The organism is Micromonospora sp. NPDC005367, from assembly GCF_040606825.1.
GTDB lineage: Bacteria > Actinomycetota > Actinomycetes > Mycobacteriales > Micromonosporaceae > Micromonospora.
Genome location: NZ_JBEXFP010000008.1, coordinates 110795 through 136464, shown reverse-complemented (window position 1 = coordinate 136464; position 25670 = coordinate 110795). Strand labels below are relative to the sequence as shown.

At 72.0% G+C, this 25670-nt stretch carries 23 protein-coding genes, 1 tRNA gene and 1 pseudogene; 13 read left to right on the top strand and 12 right to left on the bottom strand.

Features of this window, described 5'->3' with window-relative positions; translation table 11 throughout:
• Window positions 1–25: 25 nt before the first annotated feature.
• Window positions 26–1447: a diguanylate cyclase gene (locus ABZS42_RS08745; protein ID WP_355143337.1), complete on the bottom strand. Its 1422-nt coding sequence runs from the start codon at window positions 1445–1447 to the stop codon at window positions 26–28.
• A gap of 356 nt (window positions 1448–1803) precedes the next feature.
• On the opposite strand from ABZS42_RS08745, the gene ABZS42_RS08740 reads away from it, so the two are divergent.
• The gene (locus tag ABZS42_RS08740) at window positions 1804–2583 is read left to right on the top strand and encodes a phosphodiesterase (protein WP_355143336.1); all 780 of its coding nucleotides are present in this window, start codon (window positions 1804–1806) and stop codon (window positions 2581–2583) included.
• Window positions 2584–2858: 275 nt separating this feature from the next.
• On the opposite strand, the gene ABZS42_RS08735 is transcribed toward ABZS42_RS08740, so the two are convergent.
• Window positions 2859–4142: an MFS transporter gene (locus ABZS42_RS08735; RefSeq protein ID WP_355143335.1), complete on the bottom strand. Its 1284-nt coding sequence runs from the start codon at window positions 4140–4142 to the stop codon at window positions 2859–2861.
• Window positions 4143–4268: 126 nt separating this feature from the next.
• Between ABZS42_RS08735 and ABZS42_RS08730 the strand changes: the two genes are divergently transcribed.
• Both ABZS42_RS08730 and ABZS42_RS08725 read left to right on the top strand, forming a co-directional pair.
• Window positions 4269–4742: a hypothetical protein gene (locus ABZS42_RS08730; protein ID WP_355143334.1), complete on the top strand. Its 474-nt coding sequence runs from the start codon at window positions 4269–4271 to the stop codon at window positions 4740–4742.
• Window positions 4743–4824: 82 nt separating this feature from the next.
• Window positions 4825–6021 (top strand): low temperature requirement protein A, encoded by a 1197-nt coding sequence (locus tag ABZS42_RS08725; protein ID WP_355143333.1) that lies wholly within the window; start codon window positions 4825–4827, stop codon window positions 6019–6021.
• 110 nt (window positions 6022–6131) lie between these two features.
• On the opposite strand, the gene ABZS42_RS08720 is transcribed toward ABZS42_RS08725, so the two are convergent.
• A complete protein-coding gene (locus ABZS42_RS08720) occupies window positions 6132–6557 on the bottom strand; it encodes a glutaredoxin domain-containing protein (protein WP_355143332.1) in 426 nt (141 codons plus the stop codon).
• Window positions 6558–6612: 55 nt separating this feature from the next.
• On the opposite strand from ABZS42_RS08720, the gene ABZS42_RS08715 reads away from it, so the two are divergent.
• Window positions 6613–7137, top strand: coding sequence for a GNAT family N-acetyltransferase (locus ABZS42_RS08715; protein ID WP_355143331.1), 525 nt, complete (start codon window positions 6613–6615; stop codon window positions 7135–7137).
• Between the two features lie 113 nt (window positions 7138–7250).
• Here the strand turns inward: ABZS42_RS08715 and mraY are convergent, their stop codons facing one another.
• The 4 genes from mraY to ABZS42_RS08695 form a co-directional block, all read right to left on the bottom strand.
• Window positions 7251–8354 carry a phospho-N-acetylmuramoyl-pentapeptide-transferase gene (mraY, locus tag ABZS42_RS08710; protein ID WP_355143330.1) on the bottom strand — a complete coding sequence of 368 codons (1104 nt, stop codon included), beginning with the start codon at window positions 8352–8354 and terminating at the stop codon, window positions 7251–7253.
• Window positions 8351–8473, bottom strand: coding sequence for a hypothetical protein (locus tag ABZS42_RS08705; protein ID WP_355143329.1), 123 nt, complete (start codon window positions 8471–8473; stop codon window positions 8351–8353). Before ABZS42_RS08705 ends, mraY begins: the two co-directional genes overlap by 4 nt.
• Window positions 8474–8876: 403 nt before the next feature.
• Window positions 8877–8953, bottom strand: a tRNA-Pro gene (locus tag ABZS42_RS08700).
• 282 nt (window positions 8954–9235) lie between these two features.
• Window positions 9236–10129, bottom strand: coding sequence for a metallophosphoesterase (locus tag ABZS42_RS08695; RefSeq protein WP_355143328.1), 894 nt, complete (start codon window positions 10127–10129; stop codon window positions 9236–9238).
• 25 nt (window positions 10130–10154) lie between these two features.
• Between ABZS42_RS08695 and ABZS42_RS08690 the strand changes: the two genes are divergently transcribed.
• Entirely contained in the window at window positions 10155–10610 is a 456-nt protein-coding gene (locus ABZS42_RS08690) for a GatB/YqeY domain-containing protein (RefSeq protein ID WP_355143327.1), read from the top strand.
• Between the two features lie 193 nt (window positions 10611–10803).
• Here ABZS42_RS08690 and ABZS42_RS08685 read toward each other — a convergent pair whose 3' ends face one another.
• Entirely contained in the window at window positions 10804–13257 is a 2454-nt protein-coding gene (locus ABZS42_RS08685) for a transglycosylase domain-containing protein (protein ID WP_355143326.1), read from the bottom strand.
• Between the two features lie 404 nt (window positions 13258–13661).
• Between ABZS42_RS08685 and ABZS42_RS08680 the strand changes: the two genes are divergently transcribed.
• Entirely contained in the window at window positions 13662–13973 is a 312-nt protein-coding gene (locus tag ABZS42_RS08680) for a WhiB family transcriptional regulator (RefSeq protein ID WP_120680036.1), read from the top strand.
• On the opposite strand, the gene ABZS42_RS08675 is transcribed toward ABZS42_RS08680, so the two are convergent.
• The 3 genes and pseudogenes from ABZS42_RS08675 to ABZS42_RS08665 form a co-directional block, all read right to left on the bottom strand.
• Window positions 13960–15111, bottom strand: coding sequence for an ArsA-related P-loop ATPase (locus ABZS42_RS08675; RefSeq protein WP_355143325.1), 1152 nt, complete (start codon window positions 15109–15111; stop codon window positions 13960–13962). The two genes, ABZS42_RS08680 and ABZS42_RS08675, sit on opposite strands and share 14 nt — an antisense overlap.
• A 54-nt stretch (window positions 15112–15165) precedes the next feature.
• The gene (locus tag ABZS42_RS08670) at window positions 15166–16143 is read right to left on the bottom strand and encodes an ArsA-related P-loop ATPase (protein WP_355143324.1); all 978 of its coding nucleotides are present in this window, start codon (window positions 16141–16143) and stop codon (window positions 15166–15168) included.
• A 26-nt stretch (window positions 16144–16169) separates the two neighbouring features.
• Window positions 16170–16622: pseudogene (locus tag ABZS42_RS08665) on the bottom strand (hypothetical protein); the annotation flags it as partial.
• A 759-nt stretch (window positions 16623–17381) separates the two neighbouring features.
• On the opposite strand from ABZS42_RS08665, the gene ABZS42_RS08660 reads away from it, so the two are divergent.
• From ABZS42_RS08660 to ABZS42_RS08630, 7 genes are all read left to right on the top strand, one after another.
• Window positions 17382–17870 carry a hypothetical protein gene (locus ABZS42_RS08660; protein WP_355143323.1) on the top strand — a complete coding sequence of 163 codons (489 nt, stop codon included), beginning with the start codon at window positions 17382–17384 and terminating at the stop codon, window positions 17868–17870.
• A gap of 43 nt (window positions 17871–17913) precedes the next feature.
• Complete coding sequence (locus tag ABZS42_RS08655) at window positions 17914–18069, top strand: DUF4177 domain-containing protein (RefSeq protein WP_132350902.1); 156 nt, start codon at window positions 17914–17916, stop codon at window positions 18067–18069.
• A gap of 22 nt (window positions 18070–18091) precedes the next feature.
• The gene (locus ABZS42_RS08650; protein WP_355143322.1) at window positions 18092–18553 is read left to right on the top strand and encodes a RidA family protein; all 462 of its coding nucleotides are present in this window, start codon (window positions 18092–18094) and stop codon (window positions 18551–18553) included.
• Between the two features lie 128 nt (window positions 18554–18681).
• Entirely contained in the window at window positions 18682–19515 is an 834-nt protein-coding gene (locus tag ABZS42_RS08645) for an MBL fold metallo-hydrolase (RefSeq protein ID WP_355143321.1), read from the top strand.
• Window positions 19512–23102 (top strand): adenylate/guanylate cyclase domain-containing protein, encoded by a 3591-nt coding sequence (locus ABZS42_RS08640; RefSeq protein ID WP_355143320.1) that lies wholly within the window; start codon window positions 19512–19514, stop codon window positions 23100–23102. The genes ABZS42_RS08645 and ABZS42_RS08640 overlap by 4 nt, the downstream gene beginning before the upstream one ends.
• A gap of 135 nt (window positions 23103–23237) precedes the next feature.
• The gene (locus tag ABZS42_RS08635; RefSeq protein ID WP_355143319.1) at window positions 23238–23729 is read left to right on the top strand and encodes a hypothetical protein; all 492 of its coding nucleotides are present in this window, start codon (window positions 23238–23240) and stop codon (window positions 23727–23729) included.
• A 30-nt stretch (window positions 23730–23759) separates the two neighbouring features.
• Window positions 23760–25298, top strand: a complete 1539-nt coding sequence (locus ABZS42_RS08630) for a serine/threonine-protein kinase (RefSeq protein ID WP_355143318.1) — start codon at window positions 23760–23762, stop codon at window positions 25296–25298.
• A 10-nt stretch (window positions 25299–25308) separates the two neighbouring features.
• Here ABZS42_RS08630 and ABZS42_RS08625 read toward each other — a convergent pair whose 3' ends face one another.
• Entirely contained in the window at window positions 25309–25632 is a 324-nt protein-coding gene (locus ABZS42_RS08625; protein WP_355143317.1) for a hypothetical protein, read from the bottom strand.
• Window positions 25633–25670 lie beyond the last annotated feature (38 nt).

The following is a 25670-nucleotide window of genomic DNA, read 5'->3' as shown; positions in this document are numbered from 1 at the left end:
GGCGGCTGCGCGGTTCCGGGGCGGGTCAGGCCGGGGCCAGCCGTACGCCGTCGCGGCCCTGCCGCTTGACCGTGTAGAGAGCCTGGTCGGCGCGGCGGAGGGTGACCTCGGCGGATTCGCCCGGGCGCGGCAGCGCCACCCCGACGCTGATCGTGCGGCCGGTACGCCGGGCCGCCTCGGTCAGCCGCTCGGCGATCCGGACCGCCTCCTCCGGACGGTTCACCTCGATCACCGCGACGAACTCGTCGCCACCGATGCGGTACAACTCGTCGCCGTGCCGCAGCGCGCTCTCCAGCGCCCGGGCCAGGCCGATCAGCAGCCGGTCGCCGGCCTGGTGCCCGTACGTGTCGTTGACCGTCTTGAAGCCGTCCACGTCGATCGCCAGCAGCGCCGTACGCCCCGGGGTGGCCGTCGCGATCCGCTTGCCGAACGGGCCGGTGTGCCGCAGCCCGGTGAGTGGATCGGAACTGGCCTGCTCGCGCAGCCTGTTGAGGGTGCGGAGCCGGTCCAGGCTGTTCCAGGCCTGACCGGCGAGCAGTTCCATCAGGCTGACCGTGGTGGGGTCCGGGCGGAGCAGGCGCTCGTCGGCGACGAGCAGCACGCCCCCGCCGTCGGGTGGGCCGAGCGGGACCGCCACCAGCGTGCGTACGCCCGCGTGGGAGAGCGGAACGTACTCCTCCGTCGGCGGCTGCCCGGCCTCGCCGAGCGTGTAGCCGGCGCCGTACCGGTGGACCAGCTCGACGATGCGGTCCAGCGCCACCGGTCCGGCCTCGGTCAGTTCGGCGCGGATCCGGTCCTCCAACTCACCCGGGGTGCGCGGTGGTCGGCAGAGGCGGGACGTCTCGGGACCGTCCAGCAGCAGCACCGCGGCGGAGAGCGCGGAGACGTCACGGGCGGCGCAGATCGCCGAGGTGATCAGATCGCAGTCCGTCGTCGCGGCGGAGAGCGCAGCCGCGTGCCGGAGCAGCTTCTCGCTTCGGCTCTCGGGCGGCGGTCCGCCGAGCGCCAGGATCCGGGCGCCGAGGCGGGCGGCCAGCCGCTCGGCGGTGACTCGCCACGGTGCCAGGTCGACCGGTGCGCTCCACTGGAGATCCAGCGCGCCGACGGCTCGCCCGGCCGGGTCGACGACCGGTACGCAGATCTCGGCGGTCACGTCCGGTCGGATCGGCAGGTGGTCCGGGTCGGCGGCGACGTCGGGCACGACGGCGGTCTCGCCGGTGGCGTACACCCGGCCGACGATGCCGGTCTTCGGCGGCACGGTCGAGAAGATCTGCCAGGCGCCGGTGGCCGCGACACAGCGCAACCGGCCCTGGACCTGGAGCAGCAACGAGATGGCCGCCGGGGTGTGCCCGGCGAGCGCGGTGACGAAACGTTGGCAGGCGTCGAGGGCGGTTGTGGCCGCGGGAAGGTCGGCCGTGACGTCACGGATGATCCGCTGGTGATCCACTCGCTCGTCGTTCCAGGTAGGGGTGGGGTCGGCCGGTGCCGAACCTGCGACCAAGCGTACTCATGACGCGACCGGTGCCGTCGCGATCAAGATCGCGCACGCCCTTCGTACACATGTGCTATCCACAGGCTGTGGACAGCGCCGGTGGATGGCGCGGCGCCGGTGGGGCGACAGCGACCGGTCGGCCCGGCGACGCGCTCGTCGCCCGGAGTTCGTCCAGCGCCACCGAGGTGTACGACGCGAGCCGTCCCGCTGGGCCGCAGCCGCCGGGACCGGCGACGACCGTGGCTCTCCGTCGCCCCACCGGCGGGCGGCCACGGCGGTAGCGTGAAGACCTCGTCCGCGAGGAGGCGCGCATGCTGATCGCCCAGCTCAGTGATCCGCACCTGACCACCGGTCCGCTCGCCGCCGACCCGGCCACCGGGCTGCACCAGGCGCTCGGCCGGGTGCTCGCGCTGCGGCCCCGTCCCGACTGCGTGGTGATCACCGGTGACCTCGTCGACCGCGGGCGACCCGACGAGTACCTCACGCTCCGGGAGGTGATCGGCCGATTCCCGCTGCCGGTGCACCTGGCACCGGGCAACCACGACGACCGCGAGTCGCTGCTCGACCAGTTCGGCGGTACGCCGTGGCTCGGCGGCGGCTTCTCCGCGTACTACCACGTCGACCACCCTGCGGCCACCGTCATCGTCCTGGACTCCCTCGTGCCGGGCGCGGACGGCGGGCAGCTCGGCGAGGAGCAGCTGGGCTGGCTCGACGGCGTGCTGGCCGGGCGGCCGGACGTGCCGGCACTGGTCTTCCTGCACCATCCGCCGGTGCTCGTGGGGCTACCGGCCGCCGACGCGATCGGGCTGGCGGACGCCGACGCGCTCGCCGAGGTGGTCGGGCGGCACCGGCACGTGGTCCGGATCGGCGCCGGCCACCTGCACCGCCCGGTCACCGCGGCGTTCGCCGGTACCGTGCTCACCACCGCGCCCAGCACCTGGCGGCAGGCGTCGCTCACCATGACCTCGGACGAACCGATCGGTTGGGTCACCGAGCCCACCGGGTTCCTGCTGCACCTGGTGGCCGACGGCAACTGCGTGACGCACACCGTCCAGGTCAGCCACTCCGCCGGGCAGACCTGCGGTTTCTGAATCACGGTCGGCCCCGGTCGCACACGCGGACCGATCCGTCCTGCGCCGTCGGCGCCCTCCCAGCCGTGAAGATCGCGCTCGTTCCGTGAAGTAGTGGCATCCTGCGGCCCGGGATGCCACTACTTCCTAGTTCCAGCGTGATCTTCACTCCCGGCTGGAAGACGCAGCGCGGTGCCCACGGTAGGGCGCGTGCGGTGTGCCGGCGCGGTGGGGCGGCGTGCGCGCGTGGGGTGTGCGAGGGCGTTGTGCGGGCGGGGCGCGCGCCCCGCACGGGGTCAGGCCGAGGCGGGGGCGGGTTCGGGGACGACCTCGACGTCGCGGGTGCGGCCGTCCTCGGCGGGGGCGAGCAGGCGGCGCAGGGAGAGCGCCACCACGGAGGCGAGCAGACAACCGACGACGACGGCCACGACCCACACCTTGCCGTCGGCCGCGCCGATCAACGGGCCGGCGGTCACCGGGCCGATGACCCCGCTGATACCGAAGATCATCGAACTCATCGCGTTGTAGCGGCCGCGAAGCTCGTCGGTGGCGAGCGCGTTGGTCAGCGCCGGCATGACCGGTGAGAGCATCGTCTCGCCGAAGCCGAAGATCGCGGAGCAGGCCACCACGCCGAGCGCGGCGACGAGCGCGTTGCCCGTACCGACCACACCGGCGGCACCCAGGACGAGCCAGGCGGCGGCGAACACCGCACCCACCGCCGCGAGCGCTCCGGTCCGGCTCCGCCCCTCCAGCCGCCGGATCACCACCAGCTGCGCGAGCACGATCATCACGGTGTTCGCGGCGAGGGCCCAGGCCACCACCCGGGGGCTCACCTCGACGACCCGGACGGCGTACGCGGTGAAGCCCACCTCGATCTGCGCGTAGCCGCAGGTGGTGAGGATCAGACCGAAGATGACCAGTCGGCGGAACGGACGGTCGCGCAGCACCGTGAGGTAGCCGCCCCCGGACGGCCGGTCACCCGCCACGGCCGCGCTGATCCGGCGGCCGACGCCGGGCAGGGTGAGCAGGATAAGGGCCGGCATCAGGTAGCTCACCGCGTCCAGCAGGTAGATCGTCTGGAAGGTCACCGGACGGCCCGTGTCGACGATCGCGCCCGAGGTCATGCCGCCGATGCCGATGCCGAGGTTGAGCAGGGCGAAGTTCAGCCCGAAGACGCGCTGCCGCTCGCCGTCGTCGGTCAGCGAGGCGAGGATCGTGTTCTGCCCGGACCAGATGGCCGAACTGCCGATCGCGATCACCGTGACCACCAGGAACGCGGACGCGGACGAGTGGACCAGGGCGAGCGAGCCGGTGCCTGCGGCCTCGATCAGCAGGCAGGGGAGCACCACCCGCCGAGCACCGAACCGGTCGATCAGGGTGCCGCCGAGTGGCGACAGCACCAGCGTGACCGCGCCGTACCAACCGATCACCAGGCCGGCGCGGGCGTCGGTGAGCCCCCGCACGTCGGTCAGGTATATGAAGAGGAACGGCAGGGTGAGACCGCGCCCGATCGCCGAGAGCAGAGTGCCGACGAGGATGCGTCGGGCTTCGGGACGGCGGGGTAGGGCGCGGCGCAGCATGTCCGCATTCTCTGCGTCGGCTGTGACAGTGTGCGACTCGATTAATCTTCGTCCCGCCCGGCGGAACGCCGGTTCGTGATCGATCCCACCCCGGCCGGTGTCCGACCCCTCTGCGATGCTGACCGGGTGACCACCACCTGGCGTCATCTGCCCGCCTCCGCCCGCGAGATCGCGGAGAGCGCCGTCGAGGCGGTCAGCGCCGCACGGCAGCGTGACACGCGGGCGTACGACGAGTCGGTGGCGCGCCTGGCGACGGCCGATCGGTCGGGGCTGGTACTCGGCGCGGTGGTCCGGCTGCTGCTCGAGGAGAGCCACCCGGACGGCGTGGACGGCGACGACGTCCGACAGGTGCTGGAACGCTGCGCCCGCGGCGCGGCACAGTGGCGCTCGGACGTCGATCCGCACGTGCTGCTGGTCCTGCTCGCCGGTGCGCTCGGCGTGTACGACCCGGACGGCGACGATTCGCCGCCGGACCCACCGGCGATCGCCCGGCACGCCCCGCTGCTCGTCGCCGACCTGTCGGCCCACACCGGCCGGCCGCTCGACGCCTACCTCGTCGCGGCGTTCGCCGAGATCGAGCGCGCCGAACGGCACGACTGAGCGCCGTCGCTGCCGAACGGGCCTCGTCGGCTCGTTCAGCGAACCGGCCTCGTCGGCTGGTCGTGGCCACGAAGATGACGGGGTGCGCATCCCCCGGTACCGCTACGAGACGACCGAGGAGACGCACCGGACGACCAACTTCGAGATCTTCTTCGATCTCGTCTTCGTCTTCGCGCTCACCCGGACCGTCGAGTTCATGGCGCAGACCCCCGCCGCCATCACCATGCTCCGTGGGCTGATCCTCATCCTGCTGCTGTGGTTCTCCTGGTCCGCGTACGCCTGGCTGGGTAACGAGGCGCGCGCCGACGTCGGTCTCATCCGCACCGGCACCATGACCGCCATGGCGGCACTCTTCGTGGCGGCGCTGGCCATTCCGGACGCCTGGCAGGAGGAGGAGAACCCGCTGCCGGCCCCGCTCCTGATCGCCGCCGCCTACCTGGTCGTACGGGTCCTGCACATGACGCTCTACCTGTACGTGTCCCGCAGCCCTCAGCTCACCCGCACGCTCCGGCTCAGCCTGGTTCCGCTGGCGCTGGCGTCGCTCCCGCTGGTGGCCGGCGCGCTGGTCGGCGGCATGGCGCAGACGGTGCTCTGGGCGGTGGTGTTCCTGGTCGACGTCGGTGGCGAGCGGATCGCCTCCGGCTACAGCCCGTGGGAACTACGCAGCGTCAGCCACTTCGCCGAGCGTCACCGCCTGGTGATCATCATTGCGATCGGCGAGTCACTGATCTCGATCGGTCTCGGTGCCGGTGCGGAGCTGGCCACCTGGTGGGTGCTGCTGGCGGCGCTGCTCGGCTTCGTGGTCAGCGTATGCCTGTGGCGGTTGTACTTCGACCGGTTCGCGTCGGTCATCGAGCGCATCATGGCGACCGCGCCCCGGCCGCGGTTGGGCACCATCGCCACCGACGCCTTCACCTTCGCCCACCTGCCGATGATCGCCGGAATCATGTACATCGCGCTCGGCATCGAGCAGGTGCTGGCCATGCTCATCCACCAGGGCGCCGCCGATCGACTGGGCCTGCCGGGCGTCGTGGCTCTCTACGGTGGTGCCGCGCTCTACCTCGTCGGTCGTGGGCTCTGCCTGCGGCTCGCCGTCGGCCGTACCGCGCTGCCGCCGGTCGTCGGCGCCGTCGTACTGCTGCTTCTCATGGCCCCGGCCCGGCTGCTGCCCGCGCTCTCCGCCCTGGCGTTGCTGGTGGTGGCACTGGCGGTGCAGTGTGCGGTGGAGCGGAGGTACGGCGAGCTGGCGGCGTCCCTCACCGCCGAGCCGGCGAGCTGATCGGCCGCGTCAGCCGGGTCGGAGCCCCGCGTCGGCCGCCGCCCCCGGCCGTGTCGCCGCGTCCCCGGCTGCCCGCCGCAGGTCGCCGGCCGACGGTGGGCGGCGGAGGGCTACGGTCCCAGCCGGCTTCGGAACCAGTCCGGGCTCGGATTGACGGCCGGCTCACCGTCGGCCAGCACCACCGTCGGCACCGTTTCGTTCCCACCGGCGACCGCCCTGACGGCCGCCGCCCCGGCCGGGTCGCTCCAGATGTTGACCCAGTGCGCCCGGCGGGCGGCACGGCCGAGCCGGAGGCGCAGCCGGAGGCAGTACTGACAACCGGGCCGCCAGTAGACGACCGGCCGACCGTCCGCCGCGCTGTGCTGCTGTGCCTGTTGCGCCGTCACGGAACGGGGGAAGGCCAGCGGCGACAGCACGAACGCCAGCGCGGCGAGGACCGCCAGCCAGACGGCACCGGCCCACAGCGAGCGCTGGCCGGACGCGGCGAACAGTCCGCTCGCCAGCAGCAACCCCGGCGGACCCCAACTGCGCAGCACAGCTCGGGATGCTAGTCGCCGCCGCGTGATCCGCGTCGGCCGGTATCGTCGCCGGGTGCCCGAGCTGATCGCCCCCACCGTTCGCCGCCACACCGCCTGGCTGGCAGCGCGTGACGACTGGGGCCTCGGCGTTCATGAGGACGGTTTCGGCCTGCGGCCGTCCGACGAGGTGGACTCGCCCGACGGGTTCACCGCCTGGGTGGCCCGGCTCACGGAGGAGTCGGATCCGACGAAGCCTCTGGATGCCGGGCGGGTGCACTGTACGTACCGATGGATCGTCGAGGGTGACCAGGTGCTCGGCGGAATCGCCCTGCGGCACGAGCTCGACGACTTCCTGCTGCGGATCGGCGGGCACATCGGCTACGGCATCCGGCCGTCCGCGCGCCGCCGCGGACTGGCCACGTGGGCGCTGGGCCGGATGCTCGACGAGGCGCGCACGCTCGGCATGAACCGGGTGTTGATCACCTGCGAGGTGAACAACACCGCCTCGGCGCGGACGATCGAGCGCCAGGGCGGCGTCCTGGAGGACATCCGGGGCACCGAACTCGGCACGGTGCGACGTTACTGGGTCGAGCTGTAGCAGCGGGTCCCTCGATCCGGGTGGCGGAAGCGAACTGCCACCGATGACGGTGGGGAACCAAGCTGCCCGGCGGATCACCGTCGGCGGCACGACACAGCCTTGTCGCGGGGCCGCTATCCGACGACCGCCAAGAAGTCCGAGTAGAACAGTCCCAGGCCGGCCGCCACGCAGACGCCGGCCACGATCCAGAACCGGACCACGATATTGACCTCACTCCATCCGGCCAGCTCGAAGTGGTGGTGCAACGGCACCATCCGGAAGACACGTCTTCCGGTGGTCCGGTACGAGACGATCTGGATCACCCAGGTGACCGTGATGATGAAGAACAGACCGCCGATCAGGATCGACAGCAGCGTGGTGCGGGTTGCCACCGCGAGCCCGCCGATCAGCGCGCCGAGCCCGAGCGCGCCCACGTCACCCATGAAGATCCGCGCCGGGGACGTGTTCCACCACAGGAAGCCCACGCAGGCGCCAGCGGCCGCGGCCGCGATCATGGCGATCTCCAGAGGATCGCGGACCTGGTAGCAGTAGTCGTTCGCGCGGGCGTACGTCTCGTCGGCGCACCAGTGCCGGTACTGCCAGTACCCGATCAGCGCGTACGCGCCGAGCACCAGGGTCGACGCTCCGGTGGCCAGGCCGTCGAGGCCGTCGGTGAGGTTCACGCCGTTCGACATCGCCGTGATCACGAATACGAACACGATCACCGAGCCGACCTTGCCGACGTCCAGCCAGCTGATGTCCCGGATGAATGAGATGTGCTCGCTGGCCACGGTCTGGCCGTTGGCGCTCGCCACGTAGAGCGCGGCGATGCCGAATCCGGTGCCGATGATCGCCTGGCCGAGCAGTTTGCCCTTGGCGGACAGGCCGTCGGAGTTGCGCCGGCGGACCTTGAGGAAGTCGTCGACGAAGCCGACCGCGCCGCAGAAGACGAAGAGGCCGAGCAGGACGATGCCCGTCATGGTCGGCTTCACCTGCGCGATCTGCCCCTCGGGCAGCGTGGTCAGCGCTAGATGCCCGGCGACGTAGGCGACGACGGTCGCCACGATGAACACCACGCCACCCATCGCAGGCGTGCCCCTTTTGCCCTCGTTCGAGGCGAGGCCGAGGGAACGGATCGGCTGTCCGGCCTTGAGCGCGGTGAAGACGCGAATCGCCAGTGGCGTGCCGAGCAGGGAGACGATGAACGCGACCCCGGCCGCGACGATGGCGGCCCTCACCGGCGAACCTCCACCAGATCCGGAATTCTCACGACGTCCCCACCGGGCTTCCAGATCAGCGCCTGACGTATCGATGTGAGCTGGCCGTGCAGATGGCCCTTAACAAGATCGTCGATCACGAGACACGAGCTTGCCATCCGGACGGCGAGCGGAGCAGCCCGGGATCTCGCGGCGCCGTGGTTCGTGACTCGCCGACAGGAATCCAACGACGATCTCGCAGCGCCGGCCAGGGGTTCAACACGTGCCCGAACCGGCAAGAACAACCCGGGCGCCATGGTCCCTTGTCGACTGTGTGCGCGAGGCAATCCGTCCAGGAGCGGTACACGGCCGAGCGTCATGGCGTTCAGGGCGAGGTGTGCCAGCGCGGCCGCCTGGAGAGCTACGCGCACTCGACTCGACGCGGGACCGGGACCGTACGGTGCTCGCCTCGTCCGCTGCGTTCTCGCTGCCTCAGGAGGAGCGGCGACCTCTGGAAACGAATCAAGGCCCCTCCGTGGAGGGGCCTTGACCTGCTGTTACCTCTGGTCGGGGTGGCCGGATTCGAACCGACGACCTCTTCGTCCCGAACGAAGCGCGCTACCAAGCTGCGCCACACCCCGAGGCGTGCCGACAAATAGTAGCCCACCCGCCCTGGCGCTCCAACTCGGTACCCCCTGGGTCGAGCCGCCTTCGCGGACCGTCCGGCCCGGTAGTTGGATCAACCGCCGCCAGGGTCGGGCCAAGATCCGGACAAGTCGCTTGAAGTCGGTGCCCGAGATCCACCACGCGCCGAGAATTCCGGGGAATCGGGCGGATCCCGAGCCGGCCGCGGTGCCACGGACGCAGCGCCCGGGTACGCCCGTGTGCGAGCCAGGCCGGCCCGCCTGCGGGCGAGTGAATGATCAGCGGGGGATGAGTGTGAGGATGCTCGCTTCCGGTGGGCAGGCGAACCGGACCGGTGCGGTCGGGTGGGTGCCGAGACCGGCGGAGACGTGCAGCCAGGAGTCGGAGCCCGGCCAGCGGTGCAGCCCCTGTGCCATCGACCTGGGCAGCCCGCAGTTGGTGACGAGCGCCCCGACGCCCGGTATGCAGACCTGTCCGCCGTGGGTGTGACCGGCGAGCATCAGGCCGAAGCCGTCCGCGGCCATCTGGTCGAGCACGCGTGGCTCCGGAGAGTGGGTGAGCGCGATCGACAGGTTGGCGGACGCGGCGACCGGCCCGGCCACGGCAGCGTAGTCGTCCCGCTCGACGTGCGGGTCGTCCACGCCGACCAGGTCGATGAGCCGCCCGCCGGCCTTCAACGTCGCCCGGGCGTTGTTGAGGTCGATCCAGCCGGCGCCGGTGAACACCTCGCGCAGCTCCTCGTACGGCAGCTCGACGCCCTCGACGTACTCCCGGTCGGGAAGGAAGTAGGTGAACGGGTTCTTCCAGACCGGGCCGGTGTAGTCGTTGGAGCCGAACACGAAGACGCCGGGGTAGTCGAGCAGCGGTTGCAGGGCGCGCAGCACCCCCGGTACGGCCTCCGGATGCGCCATGTTGTCGCCGGTCACCACGACCAGATCGGGGTCGAGGGCCGCCAACGACGCCACCCAGCGCTGCTTGCGCGCCTGATCGGGCGTCATGTGCAGGTCCGAGATGTGCAGGACGCGCAGCGGTTCCGCGTCGGTCGGCAGCACCGGTACGTCGTACCGGCGCAGGGTGTACAGGTTGCGCTCGATGAGCGACGCGTACGCCAGGGTGGCCGCGCCCACCGCGGCGGTGGTGGCCGCGAGCCGGAATACTGTGCGCTTTCGCATGCCGATCAGGGTAGTTTGACCGTCCATGAGCACGCTGAAGGACCGCCTGACCGCTGACATGCGTAACGCCCTCAAGGCGCGTGACGAGCTGACCACGTCCACCCTGCGGCTGGCGCTGGCCGCCGTGGGCACCGCGGAGGTCGCCGGGAAGGTGAAGCGCGAGCTCTCCGATGACGAGGTGCTCGCGGTGCTGATCAAGGAGGCGAAGAAGCGCCGCGAGTCGGCGGCCGCGTTCGCGGACGCCGGCCGCGCCGAGCAGGCCGCCAAGGAGACCGCCGAGGGGGAGGTGCTGGAGCGTTACCTGCCGAAGCAGCTCTCCGACGCCGAGCTGGCCGAGCTGGTTTCGCAGGCGCTGGCGGCGGGCGGTTTCACCGGCAAGGCGCAGATGGGCCCGGCCATGAAGTCGGCCCAGGCCGCGGTGGCGGGCCGGGCCGAGGGCGGCCGGGTGGCCGCGGAGGTACGCCGCCAGCTCGGCCTCTGACACCGGCCGTTGGCCACTCTTTCGCGGAAGGAGTGCCTGGGCGCCGTCGACGGCCACGCTTTCGCTGAAAGAGCCCTCTGCGCTGTCGCGCTCTCGGGTGCGCGCCGCGGGGTGCGTTACATGCGGACGGGCGGGCACCCACGAAGGGTGCCCGCCCGTCTTCGTTCAGGTCGGGTGTCCGGACCGGCGGGGCTCAGCCGCCGGGACGGCCGCCCGGACGGTCGTTGCCCGGGCGGTCAGGCTGGTTGCCCGGCGGGTTGCCGGGGCCGTTGCCGGGTCCACCGCCGCCACCGCCGCTGCTGATCTGGATGGTCACCACGCCGCCCTTGATCGTCCGAACGTCGGGGCTGGTGCCGGCGACCGTGCCGGGCGGGCAGCTGGAGGCGACCTTCGCGTCGGAGACGACGGCCTCGAAGCCGGCGCCGTTGATCCGGGACTTCGCGGTGTCGACGGACTGGCACTTCACGTTGGGAATTGAGCGCTGGTCACCGTTGGAGATCTTCTGACCGGGCGGCTCGAACTCGATGCCCTTCTTGCCCTGCATGGCGGCGCGCAGCGTCTCGTAGACCGGCGGGTTGATGCCGTCGGGCACGTTGTGCCCCATCTTCTTGTTGGTCTGCGGCCAGTCCGGGTCGGCCATGATGCCGGCCACCGCGTACTGCTTGGTCATGGCGACCAGGGCGGCGGTCTTCTCCGAGTCGGTGGTGCCGGACTTGCCGGCCACCGGCTTGCCGACGAAGCCGCGCACGTTCGACGCCGTACGGGTGCCGCCGCACTTGGTGGTCGGGGAGTTATCACCGACCGGGCAGCGGGCGGCGTCCACGGCGGCCCGGGCGACCTCGGTGCTGATCCGCTTCTCGCAACGCGGGTTGGCGATGTCCAGCTTCTTGCCGTCCGGGTCGCGGATCTCCTGCACCGGGATCGGCTCGCAGTACTTGCCGTCCGCGGCCAGGGTGGCGTACGCGTTGGCGAGTTCCAGCGGGGTGGTCTGCGAGACCCCGAGGGTGAACGCGCCCCACTGGTGGGCGGCGTCCTTGGTACCGGCGAACTTGGCGTCGTTGGAGGCTCGGAACTGGATGCCCATCCGCTTGGCCGCGTCGACCACGTTTTCGGCGCCGACCTTCTGCTCGAGCGGCACGAAGAACGTGTTGGTCGAGGCGCTGAACGCGCTCCACATGGTCTGCACGCCGCCCGGCTGCATGTTGGAGTTGGTCGGGCAGTAGAAGTGCGTGCCCGGGCAGGCAGCCGGGCTGCTGGAATCGATGATGTATTCGGACTTGAACTGCTTCGGTGCGTTGTAGGTGTAGCTGAGCGGAATGCCCTTCTCCAGCGCCGCCACGATGGTGAAGATCTTGAAGGTGGAGCCGGCCTGGTAACCGGTGATGCCGTCACCGCCGGTGAGCAGCGGGTTCACCGTGTTCGGGTAGTTGCCGCGCTTGCCCTTCGCGCGCTGCTTCGGGTCGCTGTGCTGCTTGTTCTGCGGGTTCTTCGGGTCGTCGAGCTTGTAGTTCCGGTTCACCGCGAGCGCGCGTACCCGACCGCTGCCCGGCTCGACCACGGCCACCATCGCGGCTTCCTTGCTGTTGACGCTCTTCGCCTTGCGTACGGCCTTGTCCGCCCCCGTCTGCGCCTGGACGTCGAGGGTGGTGGTGATGGTGTAGCCGCCGCTCTTGAGGCGCCGCTCCCGGTCGTACGAGGTGGAGCCGAAGGTCTCCTGCTGCAACCACCAGCGGTAGAAGTAGTCGCAGAAGAAGCCCCACTCCTTCTTGTTGGTGGCCACGCAACCGTTCGGTGCCCGCTTGCCCTTGACCACCAGCTTGGTGTCCTTGGCGGTCTCCGCCTCCTCCTTGGTGATCGCGCCGATGTCGACCATGTTCTGGATGACGTAGTCGCGTCGCTGAAGGGCGAGCGGGTAACCGCTCTTGGTGGTCGGATCGTTGGTGCTGGGGGCCTTGACCATCCCGGCGAGCATGGCCGCCTCCGGGATGGTGAGGTTCTTGGGGCTCTTGCCGAAGTAGACCTGGCTCGCGGCGTAGATCCCGTAGGCGCCGTTACCGAACGACGCGATGTTCAGGTAGCGCTCCAGGATCTCGTCCTTGGAGAGCTCCTTGTCGATCTGGAGCGCGTAGCGCATCTCGCGCAGCTTGCGGGCGCTGGTGTCCTCGGTTGCCGCGACCACGTCGGCCGGGTGGGTGGCCGAGTACGCGATGGCCAGCCGGACGTACTGCATGGTCAGGGTGGACGCACCCTGCTGCGAGTTGGTGCCGGACTGGTTGTTCACGAAGGCGCGGGCGACGCCGTTGATGTCGACGCCGTTGTGCTTGTAGAAGTCGTGATCCTCGGCCGCGACGATGGCCTTCTGCATGTAGGGCGAGACTTCGGAGAGCTTGACGTCCTTACGGTTCTCGTCGTACATGGTGGCCAGCGGCGTCTTGCCGTCCTTGGCGAGCAGGTAAGTGATCTGCGGTGCGCGGGCCACGGTCAGCTCTGTGGGCAGAGCGCCGAAGGTCTCCGCGCCGGCCTTCGCGGCCAGTCCGGACATCGCCACCGCGGGGAAGGCCGCCGCTGCGACCACCACGCCGGCCAGTAGGCCACATATGAGTAGCGATGCGGTGTTGGTCAGCACATTGTGGTCACGTTTCCGCATCCAGGTCACCTCGACAGGGTACGCGAGTAGGGAACGAGGGGCGCTGGGGCGTTCTTTCCCCATTTCCTGCGCGCGCTGCCCTCGTTGTGCTAAACGCACGACCCCTGGTGCGTGGTTGCGTGGGACCTGCCGCGAGTTTTCCTTCCCGAGACGGGTCTTCGCAGCGTTTTCGCGTACTGGGGCGGGGTAAGCGGCGGTCGATGGCCCGGGAAGCCGGGAGTGTCCGGAATGATGGATTTGGCCGACAACGTTGCGTAATCGGGTGACTACAGAGCATGATGGTGGACGGCGACAGCGCCACATGTCGTCCGTGCCGCCTAGGGGAAGGCCGGGCGGGCGATCGGGGGGATTGCCGGCTGACGCGCAACGAGGTCGGTAGGTACTGCAAGGGGGGACGTGTACGCATGGGCATGATTGCTGACTGGCCGTCGCTGGCGGCGTGTCAGAACGGGGACCCAGACGCGCTGTTCGTACAGGGCGCCGAACAGAACGTGGCGAAGCGGATCTGCCGGAGCTGCCCAGTTCGGTACGAGTGCCTGGCCGACGCGCTCGACAACCGGATCGAGTTCGGTGTGTGGGGTGGCATGACCGAACGCGAACGGCGGGCGCTGTTGCGCCGTCACCCGCAGGTGACGAGCTGGCGCAAGATGTTCGAGGCGGCGATGAAGAAGAACGCGAAGGAGAAGGCCGGCAAGGACCTCGTCACGACCGGCTGATCGCCGCGCCGATCGTTCGCAGCCCGTCGACGTCGTGAACGTCGGCGGGCTGTGCTGTCACCGACACCGTCGGCACCAGCGGGAACGCCTCGGTGAACCGAGCGGCCACCTGCTGCTCGCGTACCGCCTGACGGGCGAGCGCGGCGTGCGCCCGCAGCAAGTCGGCGGTGCCCTCGTGCCCACCCAGCTCGGCCAGCCGGTCCGCCGCGGCCCGGCTGCTGGCCGCGTCCAGCGTCGGCACCGCGGGCCGATGCACCCGGTTGAGCACCAGGCCGGTCAGCGGCATCCGCTCCTCGTGCAGCCGGCTGGCGAAGTAGGCGGCCTCCCGGACCGCGTCCGGCTCCGGTGCCGCGACCAGCAGGAACGCCGTCTCGCGGGCCTGGAGGATGCGGTACGTCTGCTCGGCGCGCTGCCGGAAGCCGCCGAACATCGAGTCGAGCGCCGCCACGAAGCCGGAGAGGTCGGTCAGCAACTGAGCGCCCAGCACCTTCTGCACGACCTTGGAGAACATCCCGAACGACGCGGTGACCAGGCTGAACACGCTCCGGCCGCCGCTGCGCGCGGGAGCGAGCAGCAGGCGCAGCATCCGGCCGTCGAGGAAACGGGAGAGCCGGGCGGGCGCGTCCAGGAAGTCCAGCGCCGAGCGGGACGGCGGGGTGTCGACCACGATCAGATCCCACTCGCCCCGGGCGTGCAGCTGCCCCAGCTTCTCCATCGCCATGTACTCCTGGGTGCCGGCGAAGGTCGAGCTCATGGCCTGGTAGAAGGGGTTGGCGAAGATCTCGGCGGCCTTCGTCGGGTCGGTGTGCTGCAGCACCACGTCGTCGAAGGTCCGCTTCATGTCGAGCATCATCGCGTGCAGCTCGCCGCCGCTGCTCTCGACGTCGATGCCCTTCACCTGGCGGGGCGTGTTGTCCAGTTCGGTGAGGCCGAGGGACTGGGCCAACCGGCGGGCCGGGTCGATGGTGAGCACCACCGTACGGCGTCCGTGCTGCTCCGCGGCCCGCAGCGCGAGCGCGGCGGCCGTGGTCGTCTTGCCGACCCCACCGGCACCGCAGCACACCACGATCCGGACGCCCGGATCAGCGAGGATCTGGTCGACGTCCAGCTGTGGCGCCGCGTCTGCAGAAGGCACCAATCGAGCGTATCGGGCCGGCTGGGTCCGCGCGCCCGTGCCGAGGACAGGTGTGAGTCAATCGGCTCGTCGCAGGGCGTCGGCGAGCGCGGCCAGCCCGGCCCGGTCGACCCCGTCGGGCAACAACGGCAACTCGGTCATCGGGAGCCCCAGCTCTACCAGGTCGGCCCGGAGGGAATCCTCCAGTTCCCGGCGGATGACCTGATCGTGTGCCTCGGTATGAAGACCGGCGACGGTCTCCCGGTCCGCGGGTAGGCCCGCGGCGAGCAGGCCGCGGCGCAGCTCGGCGGCGCTGACCACCCGGTCGGCCGGCAGCGGCGGACGGGTGCCGTTGACGATGATCCGGCCCACGGGGAAGCCGAAGGAGGTCAGATCGCCGATCGCGTCCACCGTCTCCTGGACCGGCATCTCCTCCAGCAGGGTGACGACGTGCACCGCCGTGATCGGTGAGCGCAGCAGCGCGGCGACACCCTCGCTCTGCGTCTTGATCGGGCCGACCTTGGCCAGCCGGGCGGTCTCCGCGGTCACGTTGAGGAACCGGCCGATCCGCCCGGTGGGCGGGGCGTCCAGCACCACCGCGTCGTACACCCGGCGCTGGTCGACGGTGCGGGTTGTCGCCTCCTTGGCCTTCCCGGTCAGCAACACGTCCCGCAGGCCGGGGGCGATGGTGGTGGCGAAGTCGATCGCACCGAACTTGCGCAGCGCCCGCCCGGCCGCGCCGAGCCGGTAGAACATGTCGAGGTACTCGAGCAGCGCCTCCTCGGCGTCCACCGCCAGTGCCCGCACCTCGCCCCCGTCGGGAGCGTCGGTGAGGTGCCGCTCCTCGTACGGCAGTGGGTCGATGCCGAACAACTGGGCGATGCCCTGTCGTCCCTCGACCTCGATCAGGAGCGTTCTCCGCCCGCCGGCGGCCAGGGCCAGGGCCAGCGCCGCCGCCACGCTCGTCTTGCCGGTGCCGCCCTTGCCGGTGACCACGTGCAGGCGGGCCGGCCACGCGGTACCGGCCGGTCCGGCCGGCTGCTCAGCTGCTCCCACCCGTCGAGCCTATCCAGCCGCGGCGGTCAGGCGACCTCGCAGACCCACCAACCCGTCTTCTGCACCACGGTGAAGCGCAGTTCCTGGTCGGCGACCTTCTCGTCGGACGTGGTCATGGTGACCTTGGCCGAGACGGTGGCCCGCTCGGCGTTCTGGTTGTCCACCTTCGGGGTGCTCCACCGGAAACGGGGGTTCTGGTACGCCGAGGCGTACTTCTCCACCTCGGCCACCTTCGCGGCGATCTTGTCCTCGTCGCGGGCCGAGGCGCAGACCAGTTCCGCCGCCTTCGTCGCGTCCCGCTCCTTGTAGACCGCGGTGAGGAACTGGTCCACCGCCGCCGCCGGCTCGTTCGCCCCTTCGCCGGTCTCCACGTTGCGCAGGGTCAGGAACGCGGTGACACCACCTCCGACGCAGAGCACCAGGACCACCGCCAGCGCGATCACCGCGATCAGCACGCCACGCTTCTTCTTGGGCGCGGCGGGTGGCGGGAAGCCCGGGACGGCCGCCGCCGGGTCGACCGGCGGGAAGCCCGGCGAAGCCGGGTAGCCGGCGGGGGGCTGCGCGCCCGGGTAGCCGGCGGGAACCCCGGCCTGGCCGCCCGGGTAGCCGGCGGGGGGCTGTGCGCCCGGGTAGCCGGCGGGAACCCCGGCCTGGCCGCCCGGCGCCGCCGGGAAGCCGCTCGCGATCCAGGGCTGACCGCCCGGCTGGCCGGCCTGGACATCGGCGGAGGTGGCCCGCGGCGGGGCGGCCGGGCCCCCGGGGGCGACCGGACCACCGATGCCGGCCGCGGGCGCCGGCGGGATCGGCTGCCCCGGGTAGGTCGGAGGGAAAGGCTGCTCGGCGCCGGGGTGGGCCGGCGGTACGGCCGGGGATCCGCTCGCGTCGTCGTTGGGTGGCTGGCTCATCTCTTCCCCCGGGGGTGCGGCGCTCGCCGCCACCCGGCGTCGAGCGTGAAGTCGAGTGGGCGGCCGTGTCGCGCCGTCCGACCGGAAGGGTAGCGGTCGATCTACCCGTCGGTGTCGCCCGAGGCGGCCGGTGGAGTGGGAGCGCGGCCAATGTCTGTCGCGTACACGGCATGTGTCGCATATGTGACTGGCGGTGCGGAGGGCGTGCGCGTCCTGTTGGCGGGACTCCGGCACCGGACCTACGGTCGTGCCGTCGCGGGGGAGCCCGTCCGGTCATCCTGTCCGGACCGGGTGAGCAGGGACTTGAGCAGGTACGACGCCCGGAGGAAGTGCATGCGCGACGCGGACAACACCCCTCGAGCCCAGTTCCCGGCGATCGACCGGTCGCGCCGGGCCGGAACCGGCTCGACCGGCGACGGCGAGGGGCCGGTCGGCAGCCTGCCGATCAACGAGCGGTCGTACCGTCCGATCGCGGAACCGGTCGAGGTGGTGCGTACGCTGCGGCGCGCCGCGGAGCACGGTCGGGAGGAGGAGGAGCCCGGCTACGTGATCCATCTGCCGATCCGGGTGCCCGACCTGGCCTCGGCCACCGCCCTCGCCGGACGGATCGCGGTCTCCCTCGGCTTCCTGCCCGAACTGGACGCGGGCGAGACGACCGTCTCCAACGCCGACGACCAGAACAACAGGTACCGGGTCTTCTGCGACCTCCTGCTGCCCGACCGCTCCCGCTGCCCCCAGCGGTACGAGCACAGCGGCCCCTGCGGCGAACTGCCCGCCGCCCCGGAGCAGCGTCCTTCATCCCGGCCCTCCGTCGGTCCGTAGGCTGTGCCTCGAACGATCCGCGTTTCGAGGGAGCCCTGCACCGATGCAAAAGTGGGAGTACGCCACGGTCCCCCTGCTGGTCCACGCGACCAAGCAGATCCTCGACAACTGGGGTGAGGACGGCTGGGAACTCGTCGCCGTGGTGCCCGGTCCGAGCCCGGACCAGTTGGTCGCCTATCTGAAGCGGCCGAAGGCATGAGCGAGCGGAGCGAGGTGGCGGCATGAGCAACGGTCCGCACGCGAAGCTCGCCGAACTCGGCCACGAGCTGCCCGAGGTGGTTCCGCCCGTGGCGAGTTATGTGCCGGCGGTGCAGTCCGGCCGGCACGTGTACGTCTCCGGCCAGCTGCCCATGGCGGAGGGAAAGCTGCTGGCCACCGGCAAGGTCGGCGCCGGCGTCTCCGCCGAGCAGGGGAAGGATCTCGCCCAGCGTTGCGCGCTCAACGCGATGGCCGCGATCGACTCACTGGTCGGCCTGGAGAGCGTCGTGAAGATCGTCAAGCTGACGGGCTTCGTGGCGTCCGCTCCCGGCTTCACCGGCCAGCCCGCCGTGATCAACGGTGCCTCCGACCTGTTCGGCGCCGTCTTCGGGGAGGCCGGCCGGCACGCCCGCAGCGCCGTCGGGGTGGCCGAGCTGCCCCTCGACGCTCCGGTCGAGGTCGAGGTCATCGTCGAGGTCAGCTGACCTGAACGGCCCCGCTCCGCTTACGAACCGCAGGCCCGTCCGGGACGAAAATCGCGAACGGGCACAAACCCGCAGAGGGTCTCCACAAGATCGCGGGGAGGGGCGGGCGGGGCCGTACGATCGCAGCCATGACCGGGCACGTGACCGCGCCGGCAGCGGCGCTCGCCGACCAGCTGCCGACCTGGGTGACGCTGCTGCGCGCGCCCAACCCGGGTCCGATGACCCTCGACGGCACCAACACCTGGGTGCTCCGTGCCCCGGGTGCGGAGCACGCGATGGTCGTCGACCCGGGCCCGGCGGACGAGGCGCACCTGGCCGCGATCGCCGCGCACGGACCGATCGCGCTGGTGTTGATCACGCACGGCCACGCCGACCACACCGAGGGCGCGCCGAGGCTCAGCGACCTGCTCGGCAACGTGCCGGTACGCGCCGTCGACCCGGCGCACACCAGCAACGGCCGGCCGCTCGGCGCCGACGCCGCCCCGGAGGTTCCCGGGCTGAACCTGCAGGTCGTACCGACCCCCGGGCACACCGGTGACTCGGTCTGTCTCCTCGTCGAGCACGGCGACGAGCGGGTCGTGCTCACCGGCGACACCATCCTGGGTCGGGGCACGACCGTGGTGGCCCACCCGGACGGGCACCTCGGTGACTACCTGGCGAGTCTGGAGCTGCTCTCGACGTACCGGGGCGTCCCGGCGCTGCCCGGTCACGGCCCGGCGCTGGCCGACTGCGGTGCGGCGGCCGACTTCTACCTGGCCCACCGTCGGGCGCGCCTGGACCAGGTCCGGGCGGCGGTCGTCGCCGGCGCCACCACCGCCGCCGAGGTGGTCGCCGTGGTCTACGCCGACGTCGACCGGTCCCTGTGGTGGGCGGCCGAATGGTCGGTGCGCGCGCAGCTGGAGTATCTCGGTCCCGAGATCCGGGAATTCGTGACCGGGGACACGGAGTTGGAGCTTCCGTGACCTGCCCTGTGTGCGGAACCGTTGCCGTCCCCGGTGCGCGGTTCTGCCACAACTGCGGCGCCGCGCTGCCGGCTGCCGCCACCTTGCCGGCCGCCGAACGCCGGGTGGTGACCGTGCTCTTCGGCGACCTCTCCGACTTCACCTCCTGGTCGGAGGATCTCGACCCGGAACGGGTCGGGGCCGTCACCGACCGCGTGCTCGCCGCCCTCGCCGGCGCGGTGAAGACCTTCGGCGGCCACGTCGACAAGCTGACCGGTGACGGGATCATGGCCGTCTTCGGCGCGCCGGTCGCGCACGAGGACGACGCCGAGCGTGCGGTCCGCGCCGCGCTGTCCATGCAGCGGGCGGTGCGCCGGGTGCTCGACGACGAACGCGGCGGCGGCGCGCCGCTCGGCCTGCGGGTCGGGCTGAACACCGGCGACGTGATCGCGGGCATCCAGGCCGCCATCGAATACACGGTCATCGGCGACACGGTGAACACCGCCGCGCGGCTCGCCGACGCCGCCGCCGTCGGCGCGGTCTACGCCGGTGCCCGGACCGCCGCCGCCACCCGGCACGTCGCGTCCTGGCGGGCGCTGCGGCCGCTGCGGCTCAAGGGCAAGCGTGATCCGGTCGAGGCGTACGAGCTGCTCGGCCTCCTGGACGCTCCCGGCACCCGCTCGGGCCTCGGCGACGAGGCGCCGTTCGTCGGGCGGGAGACGGAGATCGGGCGGGTCGCCGGCCGGCTCGCCGAGGTGATCGACCGTGGTGAGCCGCGGGTGCTGCTGATGACGGCCGAGGCGGGCATCGGCAAGTCCCGCTTCGCCGCCGAGGTGGAGCGCCTGGCCGCGGGGTACGACGTGGGCGCGGGCCGGTACGCGGCGCACACCGGCGCCCGGGTGCTCTCGGTGCGCTGCGCGGCGTTCGGCGAGCGGCGGCGACTCGCTCCGCTGGCCGACCTGGTCCGGGCCGCGGTCGGGCTGCCCAACGAGGCGTCCACCGCGGTGACCCGCCCGGCGGTCGAGGAGCGGCTGCGCCGGCTCGGTCAACGGCTGGGACGCGGTGGTGAGCCAGCGCCGATCGCCGTCGACCAGCTACTCGCCCTGCTCGGCTACGCGGAGCTGCCCCCGGACGCGACCGATCAGGACGGCTGGACGGCGGCTCAGCCGCCCGCCGATGCCGAGGCGGTGCCGAACGCGGTGGCCGACCTGCTCAGCGCGCTCGCCGGCGAGGCGCCGCTGGTGGTGATCGTGGACGACCTGCACGACGCCACGGCGGAGACCATCCGGGCGCTCGGGCTTTCCCTGTCCCGGCTCGCCGGCCCGGTGCTGGTGCTGCTGCTCGGCCGGCCGGAGCTGGTCCGGACGGCAGGCGCGCTGACCCGGGTCGCCGACGCCGAGGTGCACGCGCTGCCGCCGCTGCGCGGCGCCGACGCGGCCCGGCTGCTGACCACCTACCTCAACGGCGGGAGGCTGCCGCAGGCGGATGCCGACCGACTGCTCGCCACCGCCCAGGGCAACCCGTTCTACCTCGCCGAGCTGGTCACCCTGTTGATGGAGCGGGGTGCTCTCACCGCGGTCGCCGGACGTGCCGGCACCTCCAGCGTCGCCTGGCGGCTGGTGCCCGGTTCGCTGGGCAGCCGGCTGCTCTCCCGGGACCTGGCCGCCGTGCTGGCGGCCCGGATCGACGCGCTGCCGCCGGAGGCCCGGTCGGTGCTGCGTGACGCCGCGGTGGTCGGTGACACGGTGCCCGCCGGGGCCCTCGAGGCGCTGCGCGAGCAGCATGCCGGGCTGGACGGCCGGCCCGCCGCCGTGGTCGCGGTCGAGTTCGAACGAGCGGTCGACGAGCTGCTGCAACGGCGCATGCTGCACCGGACGCGTATTGGATTCGCGTTCGCCACCCCGCTGATGCGGGAAGCCGCGTACGCCGGGATCAGCAAGGCGGAGCTGGCCGAGCGGCACGCCGCGCTGGCCCGCTGGGCGGCACCGTGCGCGGTCGGGGACGACAACGTCCCGACGCCGGCCGGCAACTTCACCGACATCGACCGGGACGAGTTCGTCGCCGCCCACGTCGAGCGGGCCGCGGCGCTCGCCGACGCGGTGAAGCTGCGCCCCGACGCACCGGCCCGCGCGGTGGTCCCGCTCGGCGTCGCGGCGCTCGGCCAGGCCGCCCGCCGGTCCCTCGCCGCAGGGGAGCCGGCCCTGGCCGTCGAGTACGCCGAACGCGCCGCCGAGCTGGCCCGCGACGGTGTGCCGGCCAACGACCTCGTGGTCCACGCTCGCGCCCTGCTCCAGATCGGCCGGGCCGCCGACGCCCTCGCCTCGGCGGAGAAGATCGCCGTCAACGCGGGGGAGCAGGCGACCCGGGCCAGCGCTCTCCTGCTGGCCGGTCAGGCACACCAGACGCTCGGCGACCAGGGGCGGGCGGTCGAGGCGTGGCAGGAGGCCCTGCAGGTCGCCACCGCCGGTGGGTTGCCGACGCTGCGCGCCTCCGCGATGCGCCGGTTGGGCATGGCCGATTTCGTGGCCGGACGGCTGAGCCAGGCGAGCAGCCGCCTTGCGGCCGCGTACCAGGTCAGCCTCGCCGCCAAGGATCGGCGCGGGCAGGCCTGGTCGTTGCAGAACCTCGCCTGGGTGACCACCACCCGAGGCGACTTCGCCGGCACCGACGCCGTCCTGAACCGCGCCGCACGACTCTTCGCCGAGTTGAAGGACCCGTACGGGCGGGCCTGGCTGCGCGGGACCACGGCGTTCGCGCGGCTGCTGGCCGGGCGGCTGCGTGAGGCCGACCGGCTGGCACGGGTCTTCCTGCCGTTCGGTGAGCGGGTGGGCGAGGCGTGGGCGGTCGGGACGTTGCGGGCGGTCGAGGCGTTCGCCACCGCGGAGATGGGCGACCTGGCCGAGGCGGACCGGGAGGCCCGGCAGGCGTACCGGGACTTCGTCGCCGCCTCGGACGAGTGGGGATGCGGGTTCGCGCTGGTGGTGCGGGGCTTGGTGGCGCGCGGGCTGGGCGAGCCGGCGCACGCCGCCGACCTGTTCACCGACGCGCTGGGGTACGCCGAACGCACGGCTCACCCGCTGTTGACCGGGATGGCCGGCACGCTGCGCGGTTTCGTGGCGCTGGAGATGGGCGACGTCGCGGCGGCGGAGCGGGACGCCCGTGCGGTGCTGACCACTGTCGAGCCGAACAACCCCCAGGCGCCGGCCCAGGTCGCGCCCCGGGTGCTGCTGGCCACCGCCCGGCTCGCGGCCGGCGATTCGGCGACCGCGGTGGGGTTGCTCGCACCGGTCGCGACCGCGGCCGGAAGCACTCCGTCGATGCTCTTCTCCCGCCGGCAGACCCTCGCCCGGTACGCCTCGGCGCTGCTCGCCCACGGTCAGCCGGATCAGGCGCTCGACTGGGCCCGCCGGGCGATGGCGGCTCCGGCCGAGGACGTCCGCAGCCAGGTGATCGGAGCGATGGTGCTGGCCGAGGCGCTGGCCGCTGCGGGCAGTCCCGTGGAGGCGCTGGCCAGCGCGGAGGAGGCGGTCCGCCTGGCGTACGCCACGGAACAGCGCAGTGAGCGGCGCGGGGCCGAGTCCCTCCGCGCCCGCCTGGCCATCGGCTGACCTCGACGGCCCCGGCCGGTGCGGTCCGGGTGTTGTGCCGGTTTCGGTGATGTACCGGGGGTCGAGCACCGACTAGCGTGTCAGTTTCACACGGTGGTCCACAGTGGCTGCCGTACCGGCTTGGGGAGGGCCGTCATGAGGCTGCCGCGTTCGGTTGCCGGCTGGACGATCGCGGTGTTCGGCGTGCTGGCGTTGATCATGGGCGGGGTCGGGCTGCTCTGGCCGGAGACGATGCTGAGCTCGCTCGGCTTCGGGGTGCCGACCACCCGCGCGCCGGGCGATCACACCGGCACCTTCCTGATGGCCTCCTCGATGGCCTCGTTCAACATGGGCGTCTACTACCTGCTGGCCACCGCCACCGAATGGCGGGTCTTCTACCGCTTCACGGTGGTTTTCCGGCTCGTCACCTTCACTGTCTTCAGCATCGCGGTGCTGGCCGACATCGCGCCGGGTCGGTTCTTCGGGGTGGCGGCGTGGGAGGGCGTCGGCGCACTGGCGACCGCCGCCGGCCTGTGGTGGGACGCCCGCCGGGCCGGTGGTGCCGGGCCCGCCGGGGCAGCCGATTCGGGCGGCGGGGAGGACGCCGGGGCGGCCGGCGAGGCGGCTGCGGCCGACGCGGTCCGCTGACCCGTCAGTACGGTTGGGTATTTTCGAGCTGTGACCGACACCCCGTCCGGCGGCCTGCCGGCACCCATTGTGCCTGGTCTGACTGATTTACGGGTATTCGCCCGGGGTGGTTACGCCACCGTCTACCGGGCCACCCAGATCTCGGTGGGCCGCGAGGTCGCGGTCAAGGTGGAGAACCGCACGCTGGACAGCGAACGGGACCAGGCCCGGTTCCTGCGCGAGGCGCGTGCCGCCGGCCGGATGTCGTCCCACCCGCACGTGGTGGACCTCTTCGACGTCGGCGTCACCGTCGATCAGCACCCCTACTTGATCATGGAGCTCTGCGACGGATCGTACGCGGAGCGGATGCGCAACTCGCCGCTGGGCGCGGCCGAGGCACGTGACCTCGGCATCAAGATCACGGACGCGCTCGCCCACTCGCACGCGGCAGGTGTGCTGCACCGCGACGTGAAGCCGGCGAACATCCTCCACTCGCACTTCAACCCGGCCGTGCTGGCCGACTTCGGGCTGGCCGTACTGGCCGAGGTGCGTGACCCCACGGTCACCCTGGAAGTGCTGACCCCGGCGTACGCGCCGCCCGAGATGTTCAACCACAGCCCGCCGTCGCCGGCGGTGGACGTCTACGCGCTCTGCGCCACCCTCTACGCGGTCATGCACGGTCGCCCGCCGCGCTGGCAGTCCGAGCGCAACCCGAGCCTGGTCACCGTGCTGGAGATGTTCAACCAGCCGATCCCCGGGCTGCCCGGCATCCCCGACGAGCTGATCGACGTGCTGCGGTTCGGGATGGCGAACGACCCGGCCGAGCGACCCACCGCGGTGGAACTGCTCGGGCTCCTCGCCGCGCTACCCATCGAGCCCGCCGCGACGCCGGTCAGCGGTGCGCCGGTCGCGGGAATCCCGACCCGGGGCGGCTTGACCGGTTCCGGCCCGTACGCCGTCGGCCGTTCCGGGCAGCCGGCGCCCCGCCCACCGGTCGAGGACGCCCACCCCACCCGGCCCGCCCCCACCTCGACGGCCGGCCGCCGTTGGCGCCGGCGTTGGTTCCTCGGTGGCGCCCTGGTGCTCGCCCTCGCCGGTTCGGCCGCCGCCGGAGCATGGGTTGCCGACGGTACGCGGCGGCCGGACCCGTCCGAGTCGGTGAGCCGTGCCGCCGGGCCGGCGACCGAGGGCAGACTGCCCGGCTGCACCGACCCCGCCGTGGCGGCGACGCTGCCCGAGGGGGCGCGGTGCGCGGCCGGACTGGAGTGCTTCGGGCCGGTCCGGGTGCGCGGCACCCGGGCCGAGGCGACCCAGGTGACCTGCGACGGCCCACACACCTGGGAGTCGTACGCCGAGGGCGTGCTGCCGGTGCGGCTGGTCGGCGCCGGCTACCCGGAGGTGACCGCGGACCCGGTCGTCCAGCAGGTGTGCAGCCCGACCACGTTCCGGCTGACCAGTCGGGTCGACTCGACCGCCGGCTGGCATCTCGAGGTGCTGCCGCCGGTGGACGGCAGCATCGACCGGACGTTCCGCTGCCTGGCGGGGCGAGGCGTCAACGCGCTCGGCGGTCCGACGCTGACCGGCCACTGAGCTCCGTCGGTCACCCGTCGTCGAGCCCGCGCCGCCGGTCACGTACCGCGCGCAGCGCGTCCCGGCTGTCCAGCGCGTCGAGGGTGTCCGCGTCGATGCCGAGTGGCTCGGGTAGGGACGGCACGGCCGTCGGTGGCGTCTCCGCCGCCGTCTCATCGTCGCGCTGACGCGCTGCGGCGACCGACACTCCGGCCACGATCGTGAGCAGGACGCAGAGCAGGGCCAGCACCACGCCGACGAGATCCTGCCGTCGCCACACGATCAGCGTCACCAGCAGGGAGAGCGCGGCGATCGCCGTGACGACGGCCACGGTCCGTGCGTCGGGCCTGGTCAACCGGTCCACCCGTCCAGCATGTCGACCGCGCGGCGGCT